The 26,782-nt window shown below is 70.0% G+C and carries 21 protein-coding genes and 1 tRNA gene; 7 read left to right on the top strand and 15 right to left on the bottom strand.

Features of this window, described 5'->3' with window-relative positions:
- Positions 1 to 67: 67 nt before the first annotated feature.
- From thrB to argS, 10 genes are all read right to left on the bottom strand, one after another.
- Positions 68 to 1,015 (bottom strand): homoserine kinase, encoded by a 948-nt coding sequence (gene thrB, locus ACN27G_RS24185; RefSeq protein WP_421495050.1) that lies wholly within the window; start codon positions 1,013 to 1,015, stop codon positions 68 to 70.
- 9 nt (positions 1,016 to 1,024) lie between these two features.
- Entirely contained in the window at positions 1,025 to 1,276 is a 252-nt protein-coding gene (locus ACN27G_RS24190) for a hypothetical protein (protein ID WP_421495051.1), read from the bottom strand.
- 12 nt (positions 1,277 to 1,288) lie between these two features.
- A complete protein-coding gene (locus ACN27G_RS24195) occupies positions 1,289 to 2,155 on the bottom strand; it encodes an SPFH domain-containing protein (RefSeq protein WP_421495052.1) in 867 nt (288 codons plus the stop codon).
- A gap of 123 nt (positions 2,156 to 2,278) precedes the next feature.
- Complete coding sequence (locus tag ACN27G_RS24200; RefSeq protein WP_421495053.1) at positions 2,279 to 3,004, bottom strand: phosphodiesterase; 726 nt, start codon at positions 3,002 to 3,004, stop codon at positions 2,279 to 2,281.
- 143 nt (positions 3,005 to 3,147) lie between these two features.
- Positions 3,148 to 4,404, bottom strand: a complete 1,257-nt coding sequence (locus ACN27G_RS24205) for an MFS transporter (RefSeq protein ID WP_421495054.1) — start codon at positions 4,402 to 4,404, stop codon at positions 3,148 to 3,150.
- A 114-nt stretch (positions 4,405 to 4,518) separates the two neighbouring features.
- The gene (locus tag ACN27G_RS24210; RefSeq protein WP_421495055.1) at positions 4,519 to 7,797 is read right to left on the bottom strand and encodes an efflux RND transporter permease subunit; all 3,279 of its coding nucleotides are present in this window, start codon (positions 7,795 to 7,797) and stop codon (positions 4,519 to 4,521) included.
- Positions 7,798 to 8,003: 206 nt separating this feature from the next.
- On the bottom strand, positions 8,004 to 9,053 hold the full coding sequence (thrC, locus tag ACN27G_RS24215) for a threonine synthase (protein ID WP_421495056.1): 1,050 nt from the start codon (positions 9,051 to 9,053) through the stop codon (positions 8,004 to 8,006).
- Positions 9,054 to 9,192: 139 nt separating this feature from the next.
- A complete protein-coding gene (locus tag ACN27G_RS24220; protein WP_421495057.1) occupies positions 9,193 to 10,542 on the bottom strand; it encodes a homoserine dehydrogenase in 1,350 nt (449 codons plus the stop codon).
- A 2-nt stretch (positions 10,543 to 10,544) separates the two neighbouring features.
- The gene (gene lysA / locus ACN27G_RS24225; RefSeq protein ID WP_421495058.1) at positions 10,545 to 11,930 is read right to left on the bottom strand and encodes a diaminopimelate decarboxylase; all 1,386 of its coding nucleotides are present in this window, start codon (positions 11,928 to 11,930) and stop codon (positions 10,545 to 10,547) included.
- Positions 11,931 to 11,995: 65 nt separating this feature from the next.
- Positions 11,996 to 13,657 carry an arginine--tRNA ligase gene (argS, locus tag ACN27G_RS24230; protein ID WP_421495059.1) on the bottom strand — a complete coding sequence of 554 codons (1,662 nt, stop codon included), beginning with the start codon at positions 13,655 to 13,657 and terminating at the stop codon, positions 11,996 to 11,998.
- Between the two features lie 95 nt (positions 13,658 to 13,752).
- On the opposite strand from argS, the gene ACN27G_RS24235 reads away from it, so the two are divergent.
- The 7 genes from ACN27G_RS24235 (at position 13,753) to ACN27G_RS24265 (ending at position 19,794) form a co-directional block, all read left to right on the top strand.
- Positions 13,753 to 14,616: a DUF3105 domain-containing protein gene (locus ACN27G_RS24235; protein WP_421495060.1), complete on the top strand. Its 864-nt coding sequence runs from the start codon at positions 13,753 to 13,755 to the stop codon at positions 14,614 to 14,616.
- A gap of 5 nt (positions 14,617 to 14,621) precedes the next feature.
- Positions 14,622 to 15,299, top strand: a complete 678-nt coding sequence (locus ACN27G_RS24240) for a DUF305 domain-containing protein (RefSeq protein ID WP_421495061.1) — start codon at positions 14,622 to 14,624, stop codon at positions 15,297 to 15,299.
- A gap of 192 nt (positions 15,300 to 15,491) precedes the next feature.
- Positions 15,492 to 16,172: a winged helix-turn-helix domain-containing protein gene (locus ACN27G_RS24245; RefSeq protein ID WP_421495062.1), complete on the top strand. Its 681-nt coding sequence runs from the start codon at positions 15,492 to 15,494 to the stop codon at positions 16,170 to 16,172.
- Between the two features lie 102 nt (positions 16,173 to 16,274).
- Positions 16,275 to 16,349, top strand: a tRNA-Arg gene (locus tag ACN27G_RS24250).
- Between the two features lie 215 nt (positions 16,350 to 16,564).
- Entirely contained in the window at positions 16,565 to 18,019 is a 1,455-nt protein-coding gene (locus tag ACN27G_RS24255; RefSeq protein ID WP_421495063.1) for a hypothetical protein, read from the top strand.
- A 177-nt stretch (positions 18,020 to 18,196) separates the two neighbouring features.
- Entirely contained in the window at positions 18,197 to 19,333 is a 1,137-nt protein-coding gene (locus ACN27G_RS24260) for a DUF4238 domain-containing protein (RefSeq protein WP_421495064.1), read from the top strand.
- A 260-nt stretch (positions 19,334 to 19,593) separates the two neighbouring features.
- A complete protein-coding gene (locus ACN27G_RS24265) occupies positions 19,594 to 19,794 on the top strand; it encodes a hypothetical protein (RefSeq protein ID WP_421495065.1) in 201 nt (66 codons plus the stop codon).
- 432 nt (positions 19,795 to 20,226) lie between these two features.
- Here ACN27G_RS24265 and ACN27G_RS24270 read toward each other — a convergent pair whose 3' ends face one another.
- The 5 genes from ACN27G_RS24270 to ACN27G_RS24290 form a co-directional block, all read right to left on the bottom strand.
- Positions 20,227 to 20,805: a hypothetical protein gene (locus tag ACN27G_RS24270; RefSeq protein WP_421495066.1), complete on the bottom strand. Its 579-nt coding sequence runs from the start codon at positions 20,803 to 20,805 to the stop codon at positions 20,227 to 20,229.
- 507 nt (positions 20,806 to 21,312) lie between these two features.
- On the bottom strand, positions 21,313 to 22,713 hold the full coding sequence (locus ACN27G_RS24275; RefSeq protein WP_421495067.1) for an IS701 family transposase: 1,401 nt from the start codon (positions 22,711 to 22,713) through the stop codon (positions 21,313 to 21,315).
- A gap of 271 nt (positions 22,714 to 22,984) precedes the next feature.
- A complete protein-coding gene (ltrA, locus tag ACN27G_RS24280) occupies positions 22,985 to 24,331 on the bottom strand; it encodes a group II intron reverse transcriptase/maturase (protein WP_421495068.1) in 1,347 nt (448 codons plus the stop codon).
- An 837-nt stretch (positions 24,332 to 25,168) separates the two neighbouring features.
- Entirely contained in the window at positions 25,169 to 25,993 is an 825-nt protein-coding gene (locus tag ACN27G_RS24285; protein WP_421495069.1) for a hypothetical protein, read from the bottom strand.
- Positions 25,990 to 26,775, bottom strand: a complete 786-nt coding sequence (locus ACN27G_RS24290) for a hypothetical protein (RefSeq protein ID WP_421495070.1) — start codon at positions 26,773 to 26,775, stop codon at positions 25,990 to 25,992. Before ACN27G_RS24290 ends, ACN27G_RS24285 begins: the two co-directional genes overlap by 4 nt.
- Between the last annotated feature and the right edge of the window lie 7 nt (positions 26,776 to 26,782).

The raw sequence follows: 26,782 nt of genomic DNA on the forward strand, positions 1-26,782 counted from the left end.
AGCTTCGGGGGTGCACCGACCCGCAGGAGTCGCATTGCTTCGCGGCTGTGCTAGGTCTAGAGCGTAATCAACTCTTCCGACCTGCGGCAACAGGGTCCCGCTCGGCGTGTCCCAGTCTACCCCCATCGACCCGGGCCCCGGCTACGTCTATCGGTAACCTTTGCGCGGTCCAACCCATTCCCGCGTCGAATTCCTCGTCGGCGCCGGTCAACGCCAGGATCGAGGGTCCTGCCCCACTGACCACAGCCGGCACACCAGCCGCACGCAACTCGGCAAGTCGGGCCGCCGTCGCCGGCATTCCGGCCGCCCGGTAGTCCTGGTGCAACCGGTCCTCGGTCGCCGCGAGGAGCAGCGCCGGATCGGTCGTCAGGGCGTGCACCAGCAGGGCGGCCCGGCCGGCGTTGCGGGCGGCGTCCGCGTGCGGCACCGTCGCCGGCAGCGCGGCCCGGGCCGTCGCGGTCAGGCCCCGCTGCTCCGGCACGAGGACCGTGGCCCTGACCTGCGGCGCGACCGGCAGCCGGACCGCCCTCGCCGGACCGGCCGGATCCGTCCAGGCGATGGTGAAGCCCCCGAGCAGGCAGGGCGCGACGTTGTCCGGGTGGCCCTCCAACTCGGCCGCCAGTCGCAGCGCCGCCGCGTCGTCGAGCCGCCGCGTCCCGTCCACGACCAGGGCCCGGGCCAGTTGGATGCCGGCGACGATCGCCGCCGACGAGGAGCCCAGCCCGCGTGCCTGCGGAATCCGGTTGACGCACTCGACGGCCAGTCCGGGCGGCTGCGCGCCGAGCGCGTCGAAACCGGCCCGCATCGCCCGGACGACCAGGTGGTCCTCACCCGCCGGAAGCTCCCCGGCACCCTCCCCGGTGACCTCGACCCGGCAACCGGTCGGAGTCGTCCAGGCGCTGACGTCGTCGTAGAGCGCCAGTGCCAGACCGAGCGCGTCGAAGCCCGGGCCCAGGTTGGCGCTGGTCGCCGGCACCCGGACCCGGACCGGCTCGGAAACGAAGGTCGGCCGCATCGGCTCATGCTAGGCCCCCGGGTCCGGCTCCTTCGTACCCCGCTCCTCCGCGACCTTGCCGGACCCGTCGGTATCGGCGGTGGGAACGGCCGGCGAGCCGCCACGGGCCGGCTTCGGGGCCCGGCCGGCCGAACGCAGAGCCAGCCGCAGCGCGTACTCGATCTGCGCGTTGACGCTGCGGAGGTCGTCCCCGGCCCATTTCGCGATCGCGTCGTAGACCTGCGGGTCGAGCCGGAGCAGCAGCTTCTTGCGTTCGGCCATCGTGGGCGGGTCCTAGCCGTAGAGGGTGCCGGCGTTCACCACCGGCTGGGCGGCCCGGTCACCGCAGAGTACGACCAGCAGGTTCGACACCATCTGCGCCCTCCGTTCCTCGTCCAGCTCCACCACCTCCTCCTCACTCAACCGGTCCAGCGCGTTCGAGACCATGCCCACCGCACCCTCGACGATCTTGTATCTGGCGGCCACGATCGCGTTCGCCTGCTGCCGGGCCAGCATCGCCTGGGCGATCTCCGGCGCGTACGCCAGGTGCGTCGTGCGGGACTCCAGCACCTCCACGCCGGCCAGTTCGACCCGTTCGCGAAGTTCGGAGGTGAGCTCGTCGCTGACCACCGCACTGTCCCGCAGGCTGGCCCGGCCCGAGTCGTGCGCCTCGTACGGGTAGCTGGTGGCGAGATGCCGGACGGCCGCCTCGGACTGCACGGCGACGTACTCGACATGGTCGTCCACCGCGAAGGCGGCCCTGGCCGTGTCGACCACCCGCCACACGACGACGGCGGCGATCTCCACGGGATTGCCGTCCGCGTCGGAGACCTTGAGCCGGGCGGTCTCGAAGTTGCGCACCCGCAGCGTGATCTTCTTCCGGACGGTGAACGGCCAGGTCCAGTGCAGGCCGGCGGCCCGGATGCTCCCCACGTAACGGCCGAAGAACTGCACCACCTGCGCCTCGTTCGGGTTGACCACGGTGAATCCGGTCGCCACCACGGCGGCGAGCAGGGCATAGCCGACGGCGACCGCGGTGACCCGGAGGTCGGCCTCCGGCTGGTCGAGCACCGGCACGACGGTCGCGACTCCGACCGCGGCCAACACCAGCATGACCGCGATCGACAGGAACCCGGAGACCCGGAAGGCGGCTCGTTCCATGACATCCCCCTGCTAGCGAAATGATATCACAAGGATATCCACCAGCCCGGGGTGCAAGGAAGGGCCCCCGCTTATCGCTTTCGGTAGAAGAAGGGCCCCCGGTTAACGCGTTCGGTGCCGAGCTCAGGGCAGCCGCGTCTGGTCCTCGGCGGCGCCCCGGCCGCGCTGCGACCACGGATAACCGACCGTCCGCAGCCGCTGGAGCAGACCGCGCGGTCGCAGGTCGAAGCCGCCCCGGCCGTTCGGATCGAAGGCCAGCGCGGCGTCGACCTCGGCGGGGAGCCGGCTGCCGAAGGTGATCCGGCCGAAGGGTCGCCACGGGCCGCCGGCGCCGGCCGCGAGCAGGTCGATCCGGGCCTCGTGCCGGGCGGCGAGCTCGGCCACCCCGTCCAGCGAGCAGCCGAGCGGACGACCGGCGCGGGCCAGCAGATAGACCCGCCGGCCACCGAACCGGTACGCCAGCAGGCTGCCGTACGGCCCGGCGAAGTCACAGCGCGGCAGGGGCAGGTGCCGGAGCACCGGCAGCCGCCCGGTACTGGAGAGCAGCAGGTCGACCGGGCCGTCGGCACCGTGCAGCCGGAGGGCGAAGCCCAGCACGTCGGGCCAGCCCTCCGGGGTCGGGATGCCGCGGGAGAGCCGCACCGTTCCGGTGTACCGGCCGGCGCCACCGGCCAGCGGACCGGCGAGCGGGCCCCAGACCTCGGCCTGGCCGGTGAAGGAGAGTCCGCGTGGATGCAGCAGGCGACCGCCGCGCCACCGGGCGGCACGGCTGGACCCTCGGGAGCCCCGCGACTCCGGAATCGTGTCGATGGCCTCCGGATACCCTCCCGCCGGCCGGGCAATGCACACCAGTGCCGAGTCGGCGCCGACGGCAGCCTGTCCAACCCGACCCGAGCCCGCCCGACCCGAGCCCACCCAACCCGAGCCCACCCAACCCGGGCGGACCGACGCAGCCCGCCCAACCCTGGCGGACCGACGCAGCCCGGTCGGGGTCAGCCGGGCTGGTTGACCGGGCGGGCGACCGGCTCCGGGTTCTCGTCGTCCGAGGGGTCGAGCCGGCGGGTCGCCACCCACCAGCCGATCGCGTACACCAGGGTGGTCAGGCCGCATCCGGCCAGCACCACCCGCTGGTCGACGTGGTCCACCACGCCGGCCACCACGAGCTGGCTCAGCGCGATGGCCACGGTCGCCAGCATCATGTCGGTGGCGAAGACCCGGCCGCGCAGCCGGTCCGGCACCTCGGCCTGCAACGCGTAGTTGGACATCACCCAGTTGCTGCCCCCCGCCAGGTGCGCGACGAAGACCAGGACCAGCACCAGCGGGAACCACCGGGTCACCGACACACCGAGGTAGCCCAGCCCGTACAGCGACATCGACAGGGCCAGCCCGGTGAGGAGCCAGGAGCGGTGCTTCAGCACCCGGCGCATCAGCAGCGGGCCGACCAGCGCGCCGGCGCCGCGTACCGCGAAGAGCAGGCCGGTGCCGATCGCGCCGACCCCGTAGACCGCGGCCAGCAGCGGGAAGACGGTCAGCACGCCGTTGCCGAGCCCGACCGCGCTCTTCACGGTGACCAGTGCCAGTACCCGGGGGCGGCGCCCGATGTAGTGCACCGCCTCGCCGAGCGCCGCCCACGGGCGCGGCGCCGGCAGATCGTGGTCGCGCGGCTGCTGCAGGGGGCGGCGGATCAGCCAGGTCAGGCCCGCGGCCAGCGCCAGGCCGACCAGGGCCACCCAGAAGCAGGCGTACGGCCCGATCGCGGCGGTCAGCACACCGCCGAGCGAGGCGCCGACGATGCTCATCGTGCCCCACGCCGAACCGGCGACCGCGTTCGCGGCGGCGAGATCCTCCGGGTCGACGATGTTCGGCAGTGCGGCCTGCGCGGCGGGCGAGTAGAACGCCTTGGCCACCGCCACCGTGCCGACCGCCACCAGCGCCAGCCAGGCGGTGCCGGGCGAGCGCACGCCGAGCAGCAGCACGATCGCGGTGACCGCGACCAGGTTGGACGCGATCAGGATCCGCTTGCGGTCCAGCCGGTCCGCGACCGTTCCGGCGTACGGCAGCAGCAGCGCCAGGATGCCGTTGTCGGCGGCGAGCACCAGCGCTCCCCACACCCCGCTGCCGGTCAGCTCGGGAAGGAGCACCAGCAGCGGCACCATGATGAACCAGTCGGCTCCGAAGACGACGAGTTCGGCGGTGAAGAGGCGGCGGAAGTCCCGGTTGCGGGTAAGGACTGAAACGACGGGCGACACGTACCGGAACCCTACCCGGCCGCCGCCGGACGGGCGATCGACGCCGACCAGCGGCGACCGGCGACCCGGCCGACCGCCGGTCGGCTCGGCGTCGACGCGCTTTCCCCGGCCGGGTCAGTCCTCCGTCGGCGGCAGGGGCGACCTCCGGCTCTTCGGCAGGCGGAGCACCTCGAACTGGTCGGTCCCGTCGATCAGCGCCCCCGACGGGGCGGGGTGGGCGGGCACCGGCCCCGGCGAGCCGCCGGCCGGACGGGCCACGGTACCGCCGACCGGCACCGGCCCGCCGGCCGGTACGCCCGCGGCGACGGCCCCGTCCGCACCGTCCCGGTCCGCACCGGAGCCGCCCCGGAGCCGCTCCCTGGCCCGCTCCACCATCGTGTAGAGGGTCGGCACCAGCACCAGGGTGAGCAACGTCGAGCTGATCAGGCCGCCGATCACCACGATCGCCAGCGGCTGCGAGATGAACCCGCCCTCGCCGGTCAGCCCGAGCGCCATCGGCAGCAGGGCGCAGATGGTCGCGATCGCGGTCATCAGGATCGGCCGCAGCCGGCGCCGGCCGCCCTCGATCACCGCCTCGACCACACCCATCCCCCGGGCCCGGTACTGGTTGATCAGGTCCATCAGGACGATCGCGTTGGTCACCACGATGCCGACGAGCATCAGCACACCGATCAGCGCCGGCACCCCCAGCGGGGTTCCCGTGGCCAGCAGCAGACCGATCGCGCCGGTCGCCGCGAACGGCACGGAGACGAGCAGGATCAGCGGCTGCACCAGGCTGCCGAAGGTGGCGACCATGATCACGAAGACGATCGCGATCGCGGCCAGCACCGCCAGCCCCAGGTCGGCGAAGGCCTCCTGCTGCTCGGCGCTGACGCCGCCGATCTCGAAGCTCGCACCCGGCACGTCGATCCCGTCCAGCCGTTCCCGCAGCGCGGTGGTGGTGGCGCCCAGGTTGGAGCCGGCCGCCGTACCGCTGATCGTCACGCTGCGCTCGCCGTCGATCCGGGTCACCGCGACCGGTCCCTGCATCTCGGTGACGTCGGCGATGTCGTCGAGCGTGACCGCACCACCCGGTCCGGGCGGCCCCACCGGCATCGCCCGGAGCGCCTCGATGCCGGCCGGCGGCTGCCCGGTACGCAGCACCACGTCCTGCTGCCGCCCGTCCAGCGCCACCTGCCCGAGCGGGCTGCCCCGGAACTGCTGCGCGACGAGCTGCCCGACGGCCGCCTCGGAGAGCCCGAGCCGGGCGGCGGCGGCCCGGTCCACCGTGACGTCGATCCGGGGGGCGCTCTCGGCGAGGCTGCTCCGCACGTCGGTGACGTCCGGCACCTCCGCCATCGCCTCGCGTACCTGCTCGCTCGCCCGGGTCAGTACGCCGGTGTCGGCGGCGCGGACGATCACCTGGATCTCGTCGACGGCGCCGCCGCCCGGTCCACCGCCACCGCCGAAGCTGAGCTCACCGACCCCGGCCAGCCGGCCGAACTCGGCCCGGAGTGCCTCCTCGACCCGCTCGGCGTCGGCCTCCTCGTCCAGGGCGACCGAGAAGCTCGCCTCGTTGGCGCCGCCTCCCCCGCCGAACGGGTTGCCGCCGCCACCGCCGACCGTCACCTGGTACGACCGCACCCCGTCGGCGCGGGAGAGCACCCCCTCGACCTTCCTGGCGGCCGCGTCGGTGGCGGCCAGGCTGCTGCCGACCGGCAGCTCCTGGCTGATGTTCAGGGTGTCCTGGCCGGAGTCGTCCAGGAAGTTCGTCTCCAGCCGGGTGGAGAGGACGAACGTGCCGAGCAGCACCACCAGGCCGAGGGCGACGGTGAGCCAGCGCCGCCGGGTGGCGAACCGGATCACCGGCAGGTACCCGCGCTGCAGCGGGCTGCGCAGCTCCTTCTCCTCTGCGGCCCGCCGGACCTCCTCCTCGGTGGCGCCGCCGCCCGCCGGCCGGAGGAACCAGTAGGCGAGCACCGGGATGACGGTCAGCGAGACCAGCAGCGAGGCGAGCAGCGCCACCGTGACGGTGACCGCGAACGGCGCGAAGAGCTGCCCGACGAAGCCGCCGACCAGGACGATCGGGGTGAAGACGGCGACGGTGGTGAGGGTGGAGGCGACGACCGCGCCGGCCACCTCGCGCACGGCGCCGAGGATGGCGGTGCGCTTCTCCTCTCCGTAGCCGAGATGCCGTTTGATGTTCTCCAGCACCACGATGGAGTCGTCGACCACCCGGCCGACCGCGATGGTGAGAGCGCCGAGGGTGAGCAGGTTGAGCGAGTAGTCGGCGACCCAGAGCGAGATCAGCGCCACCACCACCGAGAGCGGGATGGAGACCGCGGTGACCAGGGTGGAACGGATCGAGAGCAGGAAGACCAGGATCACCAGGACGGCCATGACCAGGCCGAGCAGGCCCTCGGTGGTCAGGCTCTCGATCGACTTCTCGACGAAGGGCGCCTGGTCGAAGACGACGGTGAGGGTGGTGCCGGAGGCGGTGGAGAGCTCGGCGAGCCGGTCCCGGATGTCGTGCGAGATCCGTACCGCGTTGCCGTCCGGGCTGGCGGTGATCATGACACCGAGGCTCTCCGCACCGTCGGTGCGGGTGAACGAGGTCGGGGCGGCGAGCTGCTGCTCGACCGTTGCCACGTCGCCGAGCCGGACGGGCTGACCGCCGGAGCGCGCCGGCAGGTAGATGCCGGCGAGGTCGTCGACCGAGGTGATCCGGCCACCGACCTGGACCGTCCGGGTCTGGTCACCCTCGGCCAGCGCCCCGGCCGGAATGGTCACGCCGTTGGCCCGCAGCGCCTCGCCGATCGCGGCCGGCGTGACGCCCGCCCCGGCCAGCCTGGCCGGATCCGGGGTGATCACCACCTGTTCGTCGCGGGCACCGGTCACCTCGACGGCCCGGACGCCGTCGATCGACTCCAACTCCGGTACGACGGTCTGGGCGAGCCGGTCGGCGAGGACGCGCTCGTCGCCGTTGCCGGCCGCCGCCAGCACCACCGCCGGCAGGTCGTCGGTGCTGCCGGCGATCACCTGCGGCTCGACGCCCTCCGGAAGCGGGGTCCGGTTCAGCGCGGTCTGCATCTTGTTGACCGCGTCGTCCAGGTCGGTGCCGAACTCGTACTCGACCTGCAGGGTGGCGCTGCCCTCCTGCGAGGTGGAGGTGACCGTGGTCAGCCCGGCGATGCCCTGGATGCTGTTCTCGATCGGCTCGGCGACCTGCTGCTCCACCACCTCCGGTCCGGCACCGGGGTAGGGCGCGACGATGAAGGCCGCCGGAAACTCCAGCGACGGCAGGAGCTGCTGCTTCAGCGACGGCACGGCGTAGACGCCGAAGCCTGTGATCACGATCGCGATGAGCGCGACGAGCCCTCGGTTGGCGAGACTGAGTCTGGCGAGGAACGACATCGGCGGCTCACTCCTGAATGATCGAGATGGCGCGAGACTGCTCTTCGCGCGAGTTCCGACTCGACGCGGCAGGGAGAGTCTGCCTGACCCGGAACGCGACCCCGGCCCCGGGGCGCTCGGCCAGCCTGCGTGACGACTCAGCAGGTCGGCAACCCCTGCTCAGCACCTTCTCAGCTCGCCGTACCGCCCGGATTCACGACCGGCGGTCAGGCCAGGTCGAGCGCGCGGGCCGCCGTCGGCACGTCGTTGCGGATGGTCATCGGCGAGGGTGCGGTGGAGATCGCCCACTCCGGGTCCTTGAGCCCATGCCCGGTGACGGTGCAGACCACGGTGGAGCCGCTCGGCACCCTGCCCTCGGCGGCCTGCTGCAGCAGCCCGGCGACGCTGGCCGCACTGGCCAACTCGACGAAGACGCCGACCTCCCGGGCGAGCAACCGGTATGCGGACAGGATCTCCCGGTCGGTCACCGCCGCGATCAGCCCGCCGGAGGCGTCCCGGGCGTCCACCGCCTTGGCCCAGCTCGCCGGGTTGCCGATCCGGATCGCGGTGGCGATGGTGGAGGGCTCCCGGACCGCCTCGCCGGTGACGATCGGGGCGGCGCCGGAGGCCTGGAAGCCGTACATCTTCGGCCGGCGGGTGGCGTTGCCGGCCTCGGTCTCCTCCGAGTAGCCCATCCAGTACGCGGTGATGTTGCCGGCGTTGCCGACCGGCAGGCAGTGGATGTCGGGGGCGTCGCCGAGCGCGGCGACGACCTCGAACGCGGCGGTCTTCTGCCCGTGCAGCCGGTCGATGTTCACCGAGTTGACAAGCGCCACCGGGTAGTCCAGGGCCAGCTTGGCGGCGAGCGCCAGGCAGTCGTCGAAGTTGCCGTTGATCTGGAGCAGCCGGGCGCCGTGCACCAGCGCCTGGGCCAGCTTGCCCAGCGCGATCTTGCCCTGCGGCACCAGCACCGCGCAGGTGAGCCCGGCCCGGGCCGCGTACGCCGCCGCCGAGGCGCTGGTGTTGCCGGTGGAGGCGCAGATGATCGCCTTGTTGCCGGCCTCGACCGCCCGGGAGACCGCCAGCGTCATGCCACGGTCCTTGAACGAGCCGGTCGGGTTGGCCCCCTCCACCTTCAGGTAGACGTCACAGCCGAGCCGGGCCGAGAGCACCGGGGCGGGCAGCAGCGGGGTGTTCCCCTCGTGGAGGGTGATAACCGGCGTGGCGTCGCTGACCGGCAGCCGCTCCCGGTACGCCTCGATCAAGCCCCGCCACATCTCGCTCTCCTCGCCTCGCGCCCACCCGGCCCGTCACCGGCGGCGAACAACTCTGCTCTCCACGGTGACCCAGCGTCGCCGATCCCCCGCACCGGCACCAGCCGGTAACCACCTGACGAGACGGCGGACCCCCGGATCGTTACCGGCCGCCGCCCTCCACCCGGAGCACGCTGGCGATCGACCGGACGATCTCCAGCCGGCGCAGCTCGTCGACGGTGGCGGCGAGCGCGGCGTCCGGTGCCGCGTGCGTCACGATCACCAGGACGGCGTCGTCGCCCCGGCCCACCGCGCCGGCAGCACCGTCGGCCGGGCCGCCCGGGGCCGGGGCCTGCCGCACGGTCGCGATCGACACGTCGTGCCGGGCGAAGACCCCGGCGACCGCGGCCAGCACGCCCGGCCGGTCGGCCACGTCGAGGCTGATGTGGTAGCGGGTGATCGCCTCGCCCATCGGCCGGATCGGCAGCGCCGCGTAGACGGACTCGCTGGGTGCGCGTACCCCGGCGAGGTTGTTCCGGGCCGCCGCGACGATGTCGCCGAGCACCGCGCTCGCGGTCGGCGCGCCGCCCGCCCCGCGCCCGTAGAACATCAGTTCACCGGCGGCGGCGGCCTCGACGAAGACCGCGTTGAAGGCGTCGCCGACGCTGGCCAGCGGGTGCCCGACCGGGATCATCGCCGGATGCACCCGGACGCTGACCGAGTCGGCGCCGGTCGAGTCCGGCCCCCGGGAGGCGATGCAGAGCAGCTTGATGGTGCAGCCCATCGCCTTGGCGCTGGCCACGTCGGCGGCGGTGACCTCGGTGATCCCCTCCCGGTGCACGTGCGCGGCGGTGACCCGGGTGTGGAAGGCCAGCGAGGCCAGGATGGCCGCCTTCGCGGCGGCGTCGAAGCCCTCCACGTCGGCGGTCGGGTCCGCCTCGGCGTATCCCAGCTCGGTCGCCTCGTCGAGCGCCTCGGTGAAGCCGGCACCGGTGGCGTCCATCGCGGAGAGGATGAAGTTGGTGGTGCCGTTGACGATCCCGGTGACCCGGGTGATCGTGTCGCCGTGCAGCGACTCGCGCAGCGAGCGGAGCAGCGGGATGGCCCCGGCCACCGCCGCCTCGTAGTAGAGGTCGGCCCCGCCCTCGGCGGCCGCGTCGTGCAGCGCGCCGCCATCCTCGGCCAGCAGCGCCTTGTTGGCGGTCACCACGCTCTTGCCGGCCCGCAGCGCCTCGACCAGCCAGCTCCGGGCCGGCTCGATGCCGCCGACGACCTCGATCACCAGGTCGATGTCGTCCCGCTTGACCAGGCCGAGGGCGTCGGTGGTGAAGAGGGCGGGGTCGACCGGCAGCTCACTCCGGTCCCGGCCGGGCCGGCGTACGGCGATCCCGGCGAGGTGCAGCGGCGCGCCCACCCGCGCGGTCAGGTCGGCGGCCTGCTCGTGCAGCAGGCGCACCACCTCCGCGCCGACGGTGCCGCAACCGAGCAGGGCGAGACGGACAGGCTTCGTCAAGGTCAATCCACATCCAATGCCAGCAGATCGTCTTCGGTCTCCCGCCGGACGATCAGCCGCGCGCGGCCGTCCCGGACCGCCACCACCGGGGGGCGGGGAACATGGTTGTAGTTGCTGGCCATGCTCCGGCAATAGGCGCCCGTGCCGGGAACGGCGAGAAGATCTCCGGGCTGCACGTCGGCGGGCAGGAATTCATCCTTCACCACCACATCCCCGGCCTCGCAATGCTTTCCCACCACCCGGGCGAGGATCGGCTCGGCGGTCGACCGGCGGGAGGCGACCGTCGCGGAGTAGGAGGCGCCGTAGAGCGCGGTCCGGATGTTGTCGCTCATCCCGCCGTCCACGCTGACGTACGTCCGGATCCCGTCGACGTCCTTGACCGTGCCGACCTCGTAGAGGGTGAAGACGGCCGGGCCGACGATCGCCCGCCCCGGCTCGATCGAGAGCCGGGGCACGGCCAGCCGCAGCCCCTCGCACTCCCCGTCCACGATCTTGTGGAGCCGCTTCGCCAGGTCGTGCGGTGGCGACGGATCGTCCTGGGTGGTGTACGCGATGCCGAAGCCGCCGCCGAGGTCCAGCTCCGGCAGCTCGACCCCGCGGGCGTCCCGGATCTGCGCCTGGAGGGCGAGGATGCGCCGGGCGGAGACCTCGAAGCCGCTGGTGTCGAAGATCTGCGAGCCGATGTGCGAGTGCAGCCCGCGCAGCTCCAACACGTCCTCGTCGAGGATCCGGAACGCGGCGGCCGCCGCCGCGCCGCCGGCCAGCGAGAAGCCGAACTTCTGGTCCTCGTGCGCGGTGGCGATGAACTCGTGGGTGTGCGCCTCGACGCCGACGGTGACCCGGACCAGCACCCCGGGCCGGACGCCGCGCTCCCGGGCCAGCGCGGTCAGCCGGTCGATCTCCTGGAACGAGTCGACGACGATCCGCCCCACCCCGGCGTCGACGGCGCGGGCCAGCTCCGCCGGGGACTTGTTGTTGCCGTGGAAACCGATCCGGTCCGGCGGCATCCCGGCGGCCAGCGCCACCGCCAGCTCCCCGCCGGAGCAGACGTCCAGGTGCAGCCCCTCCTCGGCGACGACCCGCACCACGGCCCGGCAGAGGAACGCCTTGCCGGCGTAGTAGACGTCCTCGTCCGGAAAGGCGGCCCGGAAGTCCCGGCAGCGGCTGCGCAGGTCGTCGGAGTCGAGGACGTAGGCCGGGGTGCCGAACTCGGCCGCCAGCTCGCGCACGCCGAGGCCCGCGACCTCGAGCGCGCCGTCGGCGCCGCGCGCCACGTTGCGCGGCCAGAGGTGCGGCACCAGGGCGTTGACGTCCTCCGGGGTACGCAGCCAGGCCGGACCCCGTACCCCGAGGTCGCCGTGGAGTGCCCCCGCTTCGTGAGCGCGCATGTCTGTCGTCTCTTCCCTTCGCTACGCGCGTCTTCCCCGTCGCTGTCCGGAGAGCCGGAGCCGGGTCACATCTGCTCCGGCGCGGAGACGCCGAGCAGGTCCAGGCCGTTGGCCAGGACGGTCCGGGACGCCTCCACCAGCCAGAGCCGGGCCTGGGTCAGCGGCGGCGGCACCGGCCGGTCCGCGCGCGGCAGCACCTGGCAGGCGTCGTAGAACCGGTGGTAGGTGCCGGCCAGCTCCTCCAGGTAGCGGGCGACCCGGTGCGGCTCGCGCAGCTCGGCGGCGGTGGCCACCACCACCGGAAACTCGCCGAGCGTCTTGAGCAGGTCGTTCTCCTTCTCGTGGCCGAGCAGCCCCGGGTCGAAGTCGTCGCCCCGGTCGATCCCCGAGTCGGCGGCGTTGCGCAGCAGCGAGGCGATCCGGGCGTGCGCGTACTGGACGTAGAAGACCGGGTTGTCGTTGGAGTTCCTGGTGATGACGTCGATGTCCAGGGTCAGCGGCGAGTCGGTCGAGGAGCGGGCCAGCGAGTAGCGGGCCGCGTCCACGCCGACCGCGTCGACGATCTCGTCCAGCGTGATGATGTTGCCGGCCCGCTTGGAGAGCCGGACCGGTGCGCCGTCGCGGACCAGGTTGACGAGCTGGCCGATCAGGATCTCGATGTTGGAGTCGGGATCGTCCCCGGCGCAGGCGGCGATCGCCCGGAGCCGGTTGACGTAGCCGTGGTGGTCGGCGCCGAGCAGGTAGACGCAGCGGTCGAAGCCCCGCTCCCGCTTGTCGATGTAGTACGCCGAGTCGGCGGCGAAGTAGGTCAGCTCGCCGTTGCTGCGGATCAGCACCCGGTCCTTGTCGTCGTCGAAGTCGGTGGTGCGCAGCCAGATGGCGCCGTCGGCGTCGTAGACGTGGCCCTGCTCGCGCAGCCGGGCGAGCGCGTGCTCGATGGCGCCGCTGGTGTGCAGGGTGCGCTCGGAGAACCAGACGTCGAAGTGCACGCCGAAGCGCTCCAGGCTGGTCCGCATCTCGTCGAGCATCAGCCGGTAGCCCCGGTCCCGGAAGACCGGCAGCGCCTCGCCCTCCGGCAGGTCGAGCAGGCCGGGGTGCCCGGCGACGATCCGCTCGGCGATCTCCGCGACGTACTCGCCGGCGTAGCCGTCCTCGGGGGTCGGCTCACCCCTGGCGGCGGCGAGCAGGGAGCGGCCGAAGCGGTCGACCTGGGCACCCGCGTCGTTGACGTAGTGCTCGCTGGTCACCTCGGCGCCGGCCGCGGCGAGGATCCGGCGCAGCGAGTCGCCGACCGCCGCCCACCGGGTGTGCCCGAGGTGGATCGGGCCGGTCGGGTTGGCCGAGACGAACTCCAGGTTCACCCGTTGGCCGGTGAGCCGGTCGCTCCGCCCGTACGCCTGACCGGCCCGGACCACCTCGCGGGCGAGTTGCCCGGCGGCGGCCGCGTCGAGCCGGATGTTGAGGAAGCCGGGACCGGCGATCTCGACCGATTTGACGCCCGGGGTCCGGGCCAGCTCCTCGGCGAGGGCGGCGGCCAGGTCCCGGGGCGGCATGCCGACCCGTTTGCTCAGCTGGAGGGCGACGGTGGAGGCGTAGTCGCCGTGCTCGGGGTTCCGGGGTCGCTCCAGCGTCACGGACTCGGGCAGGATCGTGCGGTCGAGTCCACGCCGGTCGAAGACGGCGTGCGTGGCGGCGAGGACGGCCTCGGCGAGATTGGCGGGAGTCACCGAACCATGCTACCGGGGGTAGACTCGGTCACTCGGTGGCGACCCTGCGCGTGTGTGGCCCGCCATGCCCTGACCGACCGACATGACGAGGGACCATGAGCATCAGCACCTCGGGCGGCGAACAGCGCCGTCCGTCCGTGGTCAGTACCGGCAAGAAGCCGCCGGCCGGCGGCAAGCCCGCCGAGGGCGGGAAGGGAGCCGGGGCCAAGTCCGCAGGCGCGGGCGCCCGGGTGCCGGCCGGCCGCACGGGTGGGGCCGGGGGTGGTAAGAAGCCGCAGCAGCGCCGCCCGGTCACCCCGGTCAGGGTCAGCCAGGGCCGGTCGTGGGGCTCCATCGGCCTCTTCGTCGCGGTCGGCGTGATCGCCGCCGGCATCATCGGGTACGGCGCGTACGCGGTGATCCAGAACGGCAGGAGCTGGGAGGACAAGGCCGCCGCGATCGACGGGATCACCAACTACCGGGAGAGCGACCCGTCGGCGGTGAACCCGATGCCGGGCAAGCAGTCCCACGAGGCCGGCCCGCTGACCTACGCGATCAACCCGCCGGTCGGCAGCTCGCACAACAACGCCTGGCAGAACTGCATGGGTGACGTCTACGACGCCCCGATCGCCAACGAGCACGCGGTGCACAGCCTGGAGCACGGCGCCGTCTGGGTCACCTACCGGTCCGACCTGCCGGCCGAGCAGGTGGAGCAGTTGGCCGGCAAGGTCCGGGGCAACGAGTTCATGCTGATGAGCCCGGTGGAGGGCCTCGACCGCCCGATCTCGCTGCAGGCCTGGGGCTACCAGCTCAAGCTCGACAGCGCCGACGACGGCCGGATCGACGAGTTCATCACCGCGCTGCGGCAGAACGCCTCCATGGAGCCCGGCGCCGCCTGCTCCGGCGGCATCACCGCCACCGGCACGACCCCACGGGACAACGTGCCGGGCGACCAGCCGATGCCTCCGGCGGGCGGTTGATCGGGATGACCAGCGGACCGGGGGCGGTGGCGGCCGCCACCGCCCCGGAGGAGAACGGGGTCGTCGCCGGCCGCAGCAGCCGCACGTGGAGCGCGGGCCCGGCCCCGCTGTCCCTCGCGATCCTGCTGGGGCTGCTGCTCGGCTTCGCCGCCGGCCTGCTCGCCCCCGGGCTGCTGCGCCCCGGTGACAGCTCCCCCGAGGCCGGCTTCGCCCGGGACATGTCGTCGCACCACGCCCAGGCGGTCGAGATGTCGATCCTGGCGCACGAAAAGGGCACCGACCCGGACGTGCGGACCCTGGCAGCGGACATCGCCCTCACCCAGCAGGCCCAGATCGGCACCATGCAGAGCTGGCTGAAACAGTGGGATCTCGGCCCGACCGGCCGGGATCCCCGGATGGCCTGGATGCCGGAGGGCGCCGAGGCGGTGCAGGACGGGCTGATGCCCGGGATGGCCTCCGACGACGAGCGGGCCGAGCTGCGCGCCGCCACCGGGCGCGACTTCGACCTGCTCTTCCTGCGGCTGATGCTCGACCACCATCTCGGCGGGATCCACATGGCCGACGGCATCCTCGAGCTCTCCGACGACGAGCAGGTGACCGCGCTGGCCCGGTCCATGGTCGCCGGGCAGAAGAAGGAGATCGAGCTGATCCAGAGCCTGCAGAGCAGGATCGGCGCCGGCTGAGCGCCGCCTTCCTGTTCACGCACGACCACCGCTCCGGCGGCCGTTCCCACCGATGGGACGGCCGCCGGATCCGTTCGAGGTGTGCGATCTCCATCCGCAGCCGTTAGGTCCGGCTTAGGATACTTGCCCGCTTTGGCGAGGTTTCTCCATACATAACGTGACCAGTCGGGATCTGCCGTCGTTGTCCTAGACATGACGGTTGCTCTCCGGGACGGACGTCGCTCGGTCACCAGCTGGTGCCGTCGGCACACCATCGGCGGGGACGGCGCGGTCGCGGCCGTCCGGCGCGGGCAGCGGTCCGGCGAGGCGGGGACGCTCAGCCGAGACCAGGAGCTGGACCTGATCGACACGCTGCGCGGCTGCTACCCCGACGAGCTCGGCCTGGAGGACGAACTCTGGACCCGGCAGAGCGTCGCCAACCTCGTCCACCGCCGGTACGACCTGCCCGTCGACACCACCGAGGTCGGCGGCTACCTGAGGGCCTGGGGCCTCGGCCCCCGCCAGCCGACCGAGCGGGCCTGCGGGCTCTGCGTCGACGCGGTGGCCCTCTGGGTCGAGCGGGAGTACCCGGCGATCGTCCGCGCCGCCGAGGAGCACCGCGCCGAGCTCTGCTGGATCGGCCGCACCCGGCTGCACGGGGTGGTCCCCGCCGCCGACGTCCTCTCCGCGGTCTCCGTACGCGGTCGCGTGCGGTTCGTCATCGCCACCCCGAACGTCGACCCGGCCCTCCCCCGCGACTTCCTGCTCCGGCTGAGCGGCGCGGAGGGGAACGCCGTCCACGTCGTGGTCGACGGCTCCTGGACCCGGGCCGAGTGGCCCCGCCGGCTCCCCCGCCGGATCGTGCTGCACCCACTCCCGAGCTGCGGCCGGTGAGCGTCGGGTAGCGGGTTTCGGCAGGTACGGCGGGTGCACCGACCCGGGGCATACCGATTCGTGTCCCGGCGGCCATGCCTGCTACTCTTCCTGGGTCGCTGAGCCCCCGTAGCTCAGGGGATAGAGCACCGCCCTCCGGAGGCGGGAGCGCAGGTTCGAATCCTGCCGGGGGCACCACGTAGATCTGCAAAATCGCAGCGTGGTCGGTCGCCTACTGCACGTAGAGGCGACGTTCATGTTGCCGTAAAGCGTCTTGTCGTGGCCCCGGGCTCTGTGCTCCGGGGCCGCTGCCTTGCTGACGAGGCAGCGTGGTGAAGGATTTTGGCGCGCCGGGCGTGTGATCGAGCGGCGTGGTGACGTTGGGGCACACTGTCGGTGACGACAGGAGCTTCATGCGGTTCACGGCTCACGCCGGCATCATGCCCGGCGCGGAGGATGACTGGTTTGATCCAGTTCTGACCGAAGACACCCCTTTGTACGTTGACCCGTTCCTGGTGTTCGAGGATCAGTCGCCGCTGTTCTCCGATGCCCACGATCTTGTGGTGCGGTTCTTCTCGACGTGCCGAGACCTGGTACGTGCGGACGCTGGGCGCCGAGGCCGGCACTGGGACAAGGCCGTCCGGTTGCTCACGTTCCCCGAGCCGAAGGAGTTCGCGCTGGGCGTGGCGATGGGCTCGCCGAACGGCTCCGGCACGGATCTGCACTATGCCGAGCAGATGGCGGGGGCGCTGGAGGCGATCACCCGGGTAGTGGAGCGCCGGGTGGCGTACGTCGAAATGTTCGGGTTGTTCGTGCCTGGGTTGGGCGTGGACCGGATCAGCGACATCTTCTGCAACATCCTGAAGTCTCGGTTCATCGCCTACACCGAACAGGTGTGCCAGCGCCACGGCATCACCGTTGAGCAGGTGACCGTCCGTAACGCCTCATGGAATCAGACCGCTGCTCGTTGGTCCGACGCCCGGCTGCGTCTGCCGCGTAGCCCGGTTACCAAGGGTGCGGTGCTGCTGACTCCAGATCGGTTCTTGCAGGACATTCCGCTTCGGATCACCGCCGACGGCTTCTACGGGTGGGCCGAGACGAATCACAACGCCGAACTGCGTGATGATCTGAACTACGACCTTGCGACCGACCTGAGTCGCCGGGAGCAGGCTGAACGGGGCCGTGACCTCGCGCAACGCCGTCCGGGTATGGCGTTCGAGTATGTCGATGAGGTGGCCGAACAGGCTGATGCCCGCCCGTACGACGTGGCGGCGGACCCGGACCTGTTCGTGCGCTGGTACGAGGCCGGCCGCGCGGCCGGGCAGCGCGAAGCCGAGCGATCCGACCCGGTCGGGCAGCCGAGCGAGGCTGACTTCCATGCCTGGCTCGGCGCGCTGATCGACCGATTCGCACACGCGGTGGAGCACAGCGACCTGTGGCGGGTGTTCTGGAACGACGAGTTGACCCGGCACCGCAAGGAGAAGGTTGTCCAAGCGGTTGCCGGGCAGCTCTGGGTGCTGTTGTGCGAACGCTCTAACGTTGATATCAGCCGCGAAGCCAACGTCGGCCGCGGGCCGGTCGACTTCAAGTTCTCCGCCGGGTGGCGCCGCCGGGCGTTGATCGAGCTGAAGCTGATGTCGAGCCGGAAGCTGCGGCAGGGCGCCGAGGCTCAGCTACCCCAGTACATGATCAGCGAGCGGATCAGCAGCGCCTACTACGTGTGCGTCGGCTTCACCGACGACGAACTGTCCGAAGACCGCAAACGTCTCGTGCGCGGGACCTGCGCCGTGTACGAGGCACAGTCCGGGTACACGGTCACACCTCGCTTCGTCGATGCTCGTCCGAAGGCATCGGCATCCACCCTGTAAGTGAGGCACCGATGGCGCCGACCGACCGCCGTACCTCACTCCCACCCAGGCTGTTGGCCACCTACCACCACCAGGCAGCGAATACTGGTTTGTCACTCTCGGCGTGCAGGGGGAACATGGTCGACGGTCCGTGACGCGGACGATCGCGGTGGCCACCTTCGGCCGGAGAGATGACGGATGGTTGCTCCAGACTGGTTGGACGACTTAGAGACGTCGTGGGCGGATCTCGCGTGGGATTCGGATCCCGAGCTTCGCGACGAGGTGAACGCCTGGTGGGCGACAACGTCCCCGAGGCAGAAGGTCGGCAGCCGCCATCACACCGTCCCGCGCTCCTACCTGGAACGGTTCGCGACCAAGGGCAAGATCATGGTGCGCGACCGGGCTAGGGGGCAGGGCGGCCCGCGCAACATCAGCGACCTCGCGATCCGCGACTTCTATACGTTCATCAACCTGGATGGTCAGCGCGACGGGCGTTTGGAGGAGATCCTGGCGGTCGTGGAGGGCGGGGCGAAGGAGATATTCGACCGAATCCTGAGCCCGTTCCACCGTCCCGGCCCGCTGCCGGCGAACGAGTCGATGCGGCTCGCGCTCTACCTTGCGTTCCAGTTCTTGCGTACGCCCAAGAGACGTCGTGAGATCGAGCTGATCGGTGACTACATCATCCGGACCGAGCACCAACACGTGCGGGGAATCAACCAAGTCCGCGTGGTGCCTGAGCCGAACGAGCACCTGAACCACATGACCAAGTCGGTATTCAAGCTTAGCGAGGTCTTCTTCAGAAGGCCCACCATGCTGATCACCATCGATCAGCCGTTGTTCATAACGGCCGACGAGCCCGTCATCTATGTGACGGCCGGCGACCAGAGCCACGTGAGACACCGCCCCAATTGCTTCAAGAACCAGAAGCGGCGTCAGAAGGAGTCGAGGAAGCCAAGCCGCAATCGGCGTCGCAACTTGGACCTGCTGCACGTTTACCCGACGAGGCCAGGCGCATTGCAGGCGATCGAGGTCGGATTGCCGCTTACGCCTCGGTCACTACTGGTGCTAGGCCCGCCTGGCGCGAACGGCCCCGCCCAGCGGACCGTGACCGGGACCGAGGCCGAGACGCTGGCGGCCGATTTGAACCGCAGGTTGATCGAGCAAGCCTTTCAATGGGTCGCGGCACAACCGAACCACCCCACATTCCAGGCTATGGACTTCCCGGCGCCAGGCCCGCTGGTCCTGGCCTGCGACGGCGGGTCACCGAGGTCACGCGAGTTGGACCAGGCCCCGTCACCTCGGCGGCCGGTACTCCTTGGTCGGGATTGGCACTAGCGGCGTTGAGGAAGGCGGATCGCTCAACGGGACGCCCAAAGCCCAAGACTGGCGATTAGCCGGTTTTAGCCCATTGGCTGGCCGCAGTGCTGAAGAATGTCAAGGCAGCCTTGCACGCCTTGGCAGTCAGAGTCCTACGTTGCTTGGAGGTACTAATGGGACCTTCGGCGCCCCCTGACGATGACGAGTGGCAACAACGCCAGAACGCGAACCTGGACCGAGCAACTCGGCGCCTAGCGGAACGCTTGGGTGATCTCACGGTGCACAAGGACGGGGACGTCTACACCATCCAGGATGCCGGCGGCACCCCGGACGTGAGCGGCTCGCTAGCCGAGGTTAGCGAGCGGCTTGAGGACGAAGACGAGGCACGCAAGTCGCTAGCCAAGATATTGAAGATGGTTTCTGAGTACGGCCTCGACCATACCGTGGCCTTGATAGAGATGATCAAGCAGGCGGAATGACTCTGACGTGCTAGGCCGGCAGCGCCGTCAACCGTACGCATATCGGGCCGAGGCCGACGGACCTCCCCGACTGCATGCTGACGTAGTTGCTCGTGTCGCTGTAGCCCCGGTTGTCTAACCTGGGCCACGAACCGCCGTCACCGCCGGCGGAGGCCGTTCAGGGAGCGTCAAAGGACCAACCTGCGCCAGTTTCCCAGCCCGAACCACGAGGTCAGGAATCATATCTTCGCAGCTAGAGACGCTGAGAACGGCGTGATGAAGCGCAGGTCTATCTCTTTCCGGGGGCACCACGTAGATCTGCAAAATCGCAGCGTGATCGGTCGGCGACTGTGCGTCGAGGCGACATTCCCTCTGCCGTAGCCTGGTGATGGATCAGCGCCTGGCTTGACCATGGGGCGACGCGGCAGCATCGCCCCATGGCATGCGACTCGGCTATGGCTCGTCCTGCTGTACTGGCCGACCGTCGGGGTGTAGGTCATTCTCTGGGGTGGCATCTACTGAGCCATACTCCTGGTCGAACCACGCCAGGAAGCCGGCCACGCCACCCCATCGAGCGGTAATCCGTTTGTAGACGGCGCGCTGGTCGTGGCCCGATTGGAACATTCGGGTGCCGGTTACCTCTTCGCCGCAACCGCAGGCGCAGCGACGGGCAAGTTCAGCCGGGTGGTCGATGTAGGTAACTGGGTTGCGGTAGGCGTCGAGGATGGGCTGGCCAACTAGCTGATCATGGACTGAGTTACCGGGGCCGAGAATGTCGCCGACGATGGCCCACTTGCCGCCGCCGACGTCTTCCATGCCGGTCTTCGCCACCACGAGGACCACCTGTTTGGTGACCGTGGAGGAGAACGCGACGTACCGCTCAACGCCGGCGCGAGCGCCGAGCAGCCAGCGCCCACGGTTGCGTGCGAACAACTGCTCGGGGGTTTGGTCGGGGCTCCAGCCGACGAAGTCTCTGCCCATTGGGTCGTCGGTCGCCGCCGGCCGTGCAGGTCCGAGCTTGATGTGGATCATCCTGCCCCCATAATTGATAAACCTTGCCCTAGTGGTTATAAGGTTACGTTCATGACTCATGCATAGCAAGGCTTGGATTATTGGTTATGGCGGGGGTTCTTGGAGGTCGGGCGCCTACAGGTTGTATCGGACCAATTTTTCGGCTTTATAAGCTATATAACTTTTTTGATGCTTTGGTATATTTGTTCCTGCTCATGGGAATTTTGGTTCGCCCGTATGCTCACGGGGGCCGCGCACGCAGCGAGCCAATTTTGTCGGTGGTCGCGTGTAGCCTCCGGCTCGTGGCATCTAGCAGGCGCAAGGACATCCCAGACCCGGTCACGAACCGGCTGTTCGCCCTTTCCGGGAATCAGTGCGCGTTTCCCGGCTGCACCAACACGGTCACGCACCAGGTTGCTGCGGGCGAGCAGCCGGTCACGCTGGCCCAGCGGGCTCACATCGTGGGTGTCGGCCGGCAGGGTCCGCGATCTCGTGCGGCCTCGGGGCTAGTACGGCAGCCGCCATTTGCTAGCTGGCCAGGGAATACTCTCGGTTGAGTCGGGTGCGTTGGTGGAACCAGCGTGCTCGGGCTTGGTGGCGGCGTCGCCAGTTGCGCCAGTGGGTGTCGTGGTCGGCGGGTTTCGGCTGGTGCCAGATGGTGGCGAGTAGTCGTGCGGTCTCGGGGATGGTCAGTGGGATCATGCCGGGCTCGGCCGGTGGTCTCTGGTCGGGCGTGTGCGGTGGCGGGGCTTGGGTGTCGGTTCTGGTCTTGAGGCGGGCGGCGGCGACCGCGCAGATGGCCAGGGCGGTCATGACCAGCACGGTGTGCCGGATGATCGCGGTGTGGAGCCGGGCTTGGCATTGATCGAGGCCGAAGGAGTCCTTGCCGAACTCGAAGGTTTCCTCGACCGGCCAGCGCAGCCCGGCGGCTCGCACGAGCCTGGCCAGGGTCAACGGTTGGCCTGGTGGCACGTAGCAGTAGTGGAAGGCCAGGTCACCGCTGGTGAGGTGACGGCGGACCAGTAGGTAGTGCCGGGGTGAGACGGTCGCGATCCACGCCCACGCGTACCAGCGTTTTCCCTTCGCGCCGGCGCCGGCCGAGCGGACCTGCCACCGGTGTGTGTCCCTGGCGAGCAAAGCGACGGCCTTCGCGCAGGTCATCCGGGTTTCCGGGTTCAAGGTGAGCATGAAGTTCGAGGCGACGCGCAGCACGTAGGCCTGTTGCCGCTCTTCGAGGAACTCCCGTAGTGGGGTGCAGTTGCCGTAGACCTCGTCACCGCAGACGAAATCGAAGGTGACGCCGTCGGCGTAGGCGTCGGTGCAGATGTCGATGGCCAACTGCCCTTTGGTCCGGAACACCAGCCCGTCCGCGATGCCCATCCCCGCCCGGGTGTCCGGGTCGGTGAGGTGTTCGGCCGGGATCCATTGCCGGGCGCCGATCAACGCGTGCCCGACACCTTCGCGCACGTAGGCCAGGTGCACCGTGTTGATCCCGTTCGCGAGCCGGCCGGCACAGCCCATGTACTGCCGTTTCACCCCACACGTCGCCGTGCCGGCCTTCTGCTGGCCGGTCTCGTCCAGCGCGGCGATCCGCAACCCCCGCCGAGCACGGCGTCCGGATACGGTGTCCAGGCCGGCCACGACGAACCGGCGCACCTGACTGGCCGCCGCCTGCCCGTCCCACACCGCCCGGTTCAGCAGCCTCTGGGTACGATCCGGCGTGCGGTCCCCGACCTGCTGCGCGATCGTCCACCCGTTCCGCTTCGGGATCTCGCTGACCACCGCCGATACGTACCGGCCCGCGTGCTGCCAGGTCTGCGTACGCACGAAACACGACCGCAGACGCTCCAGCAACTCACCCGCCGTCGAGGCCGTCCGGGCGGCCTCTATCCTGGCAGCAGCAGCCGCCTTCGATCTTGTTGTCTTCACAAACACATGATCAACAGGCGGCTGCGTCCATGTTGGACACCACCCCCACCACATCCCAGCAGGTCATACTGCTAATGGGGAGGGTCGGGAACTGGCGCGGTGGCGTTGATCGGCGGTAGGACACGGAGCCTCGGTGACCGCACGGTTTCCCGCAGGGTCGTTCTTCTCCGTGACCGTGGCGCGATATCTGCCCCGTTTCCAGCTCCCGCCCGTCAAACCGTGCATGCGGTTCTCCCGCACACGGCTTACCGACGTTCTTCACCGGCGGCATTCAGCGTTTCCAGACCCGGAAGGGCCTGGGTGGTACGACGATTCCATCGAGGCTGATCAAGCCCAGATGACTCGGAGAGAGCAACACCTGGGTCATCCCCCATCCCCACGCTCGGCGGCGTTTGCCCCGCTTGGACAACCACAACGCGAGTCGGGTCAGGGCGTAGTTCCTGATCTGGCCGAGCAGCAGGGCTGAGTTCCCGTAACGGAAGTACCCTGCCCATCCGCGTAGGAACAGGTTGAGTTCCTCGACGATCTGCTCGACCGGTACCAGCAGACGGGCCCGGGCCGTAATGGAGCGGATCCGGTCCCTCGCGTGCTGAACAGCCCGACGGGCGGGCCAACGGGCGAGGAAGACCAGATGCGCCGACCGGGGAGTCCGCCCGCGCACCAGCCGATTGTGGAAGCCCAGGAAGTCCAGCCCCTGTCCCCCTTCAACCAGGTGCACGATGCGGGTCTTGGCTGCCTTGGGTTCCAACCCCAGATCGCCCAGCAGGACCGTCAATGCCGCCAACGCGGCGTCGGCCTGCTCCCGTGACTGGCACATCACCACCAGGTCATCGCAATAGCGGACCAGCACCCCATGCTCTGCGGTGTTCCACGCCCGGTCCAGCCGGTGCAGATACACGTTGCAGAACAGCGGCGACGCCGGACCGCCCTGCGGGGTTCCGGACACCTCACGGCGCACCGTCCCCTCCTGCATCACTCCCGCCCGCAGCATCACGCGCAGAAGCTTCAGGACCGCCTGGTCGCTGACACGTTCCTCCACCGCTTGTATCAACTTCTCATGCGGGATCGCCGTGAAACAGTTGGCGATGTCCGTCTCGACCACCCACCGCGCGCCCCGCCAGGATTCATCGATCAACACCTGCAAGGCATCGTGCGCCGAGCGCCTCGGGCGGAACCCGAAACTACACGGAAGGAAATCCGCTTCAAAGATCGGCTCGAGCACGATCTTCACCGCAGCCTCCACGACACGATCACGGACCGAGGGAATCGACAACGGACGCTGCTCGCTCGTCCCGGGCTTGGGTATCAACACCCGCCGCGCCGGCAACGGACGCCACCGTCCGCCCTTCAACTCCTCGGCCACCTCATCCAGGAGCCGTTCAACGCCGTACTCCTCGACATCGGCCAGGGTGGTTCCGTCGATACCCGCAGCGCCACCGTTGCGGCGCACCGCGACCCACGCCCGCCACAAGACGTCTCTGCGATAGACCTTGTCTCGCAGCGCATGAAACCGTCGTCCCGGATCAGCCTTGGCCGACCGGTACAGCGCATGCTGCAAGACACGAACCGAGTCCCTCGTGGACCCCGACGCGGTGGAACTAGCCTGATCGGCACTCACCGGGCCCCTCCTCCCAGACACCACGCATGAACGAAGCAGCGGCCCTTCCCTCACCGGCGGTTATGTTGTCCGCCCGGCTCGATCGGTACTACGACCGCCTCCGACTCCCTCCCGGCACCCGATCCACTTCCCGGCTCCACACCGGTTATAAGACGAGCCGTCCGCGCCGATCGCAGGGCGCTTCGGCCGGGGAGGGCCTCTCCAGTTCCCGCCGTTACTGTCTCAACGTTCCGCGCCCTCTTACGCCGGGGAGTCCTTCGCGGCTGCGCCTCCAGGCTCTTCACCGCTTCCATGGCCTTCACCGTGAACCGCCCGGCTCGGCTCTCCCCCAATGTCTAACGACGCGGCAGGCTTCGCTCTCCGCTACGGACCGCTGATTTGCTCCCCCAACAGGGCTTTCGACGCTGGGCTTCGACCCGGCCCGTTTCCAGACCAAGCCGCCAGCCTGCTACCGGGCCTCCTGGCAGCTACCCGGACCGGACTCACACCGGCAAGCAACGACGAGCTTCAGACCAAGACACGACCGCTGAACGATCACCTCTCAATCACTGGACGCACCGGCTGCCGTACTACGCGACGCCGCGACGACCCGGCTCCATCGTGGACCGAATGCCCATGCCCGCCAACGTAGACACCAGGCGCGGCACCGCCATCAGTGGATTCACCGAGCCAGTACTGAGTCGTTGACGGCACCGCCGCCACCGACTGCCGCACAAGCCACCGTGGACCCGGCGCGAACTCCGGGTCCACGGCATGCCCGCACACACCGAACGACGATCTGCGCCTATGCACACCGTCTCGACGGCAAGCACGAAACAGCTACGTTACTGAGCTGGGTCAGAGCGGGACCTGCCGCAGCTTCGGCAGCGCGTCCTGGGACAACGGCCGGCTGGTGTTGCGGGTCGCGGTGTTCTCGACGGCCGTCGGGTTGATCGGCGGACCGAGCCGGTCCGGGCCGAGCCACAGCTCACTGTCCTGCGCCAGGTCGCCGTTGTAGGCGACGCACTCATAGATCTTCTCGGCGACGGGGACCGTGGGGCTGAGTTGCCGGAAGAAGTACCGGCAGGTCGGCGCGAGCCGCGCCACGATGGCCTCGTGGGTGCGGATCAGGTCGCCCAGGAGCAGGTTGACACTCAGACCGGCCTCGGCGCGGGCCGCCATGGCGATGGCGTAGATCTCCGGAACGAGAAAACCGATCCGGTCGGCCGAGGCCAGGCTCTGCACCGAGTTGAAGAAGGCGCTGGCCAGCGTGGCGCAGGCGGTGGCGTCCTGCGCCCAGAGCCGGAGCACGGTCGGGGGCATCTGGTCGATGTCCCCGAGTTCGATGGTGTGGTGCCGAGCGCACGCCTGTACCTCGGCGGCGGCGATGGCGTCGATGTGGTCGAGAATCTCGGTCCTGGACTGCTCGACGGCGCCGATGATCTGCTGGATCGCCGCCTCCAGGTCGCCGCCCCCGCCGCCACCACCGCTGAGGGCGGCCTGAGCCACCGCGACCACGAAGCTGGTCCAGTCGAAGGCCTGGGCCTGGTAGTCGTCACCGCTCTCCGCCGACGCCTGGGCCTGCACCCGGGCCTGGGCTCGGGCCGGCGTGACGGTGCCGCCCACGCCGAGCGTGACCGCGACAGTGGCGGCGGCGATGCCGCGTAACAGTTTGCTTCTCACGGGTTCTGCTCCAGGAGTTCCTTGGCGACCACCCAGGCCGAATCGATGGCGGACTCGAGTTTGAGCTGGTTCAGATCGACCGGTCCGCGTAGCCACTGGCCGGTCATGTCGTTGCGGATCTGGTAGTCGGACGACGTGTCGCCGTTGGCCGCGACGCATTCGTAGTGCACCTCGCTGATGAACGAGGGCGTGCCCTCCCGCACCCGTGAGGTGCAGACCGGTTCCAGATCGGCGACGATCCTGCGGTTCAGATCCTGGTAGTCCGCCTCGTAGCGGGGCAGGCCGTTGAGCGCACCGGCGTCCTTACGGACCACGAGGGTGATCGGATAAATGGTGTTGGCCGCCAGGCCGATCTGGTCCTTGGCCTTCTTGCTGCTCACGGCGCCGTACTTCGCGTACGCGTTGTTGGCGTACCCGCCGAGTTTCTGCCCGAAATTCCACAGCATGATTTCCTCCTGCCTGACGACGGCATAGTCCTCCATGTCGTAGGAGATCTCACGGGTGTGTCCCAGCACGGTGGCCGCTTCGAGTCCGTCGACGTGCCCGATCGTCTCGTTCTGGACCGCGTTGACGGCGCCGACGACCTCCCGGACCAGCGTTTCGACGTCTTCCGCCGACAGGCCTCCGCCGCGGAAGGCCCGGAAGGCGGTGAACGCCAACGTGATGACCGAGTCGGCGGCTCCGTCGTCGTCCGTGGCCTGTGCCGGCTGCGCGGTGCCCGGCACGACGACCACCAGCGCCAGCACGGCGGTGGCCAACCTGCGCCGGATTCTGGCCGTCATCTCCACC

Source organism: Plantactinospora sp. WMMB334 (genome assembly GCF_049179095.1).
Taxonomy (GTDB): Bacteria; Actinomycetota; Actinomycetes; order Mycobacteriales; family Micromonosporaceae; genus Plantactinospora.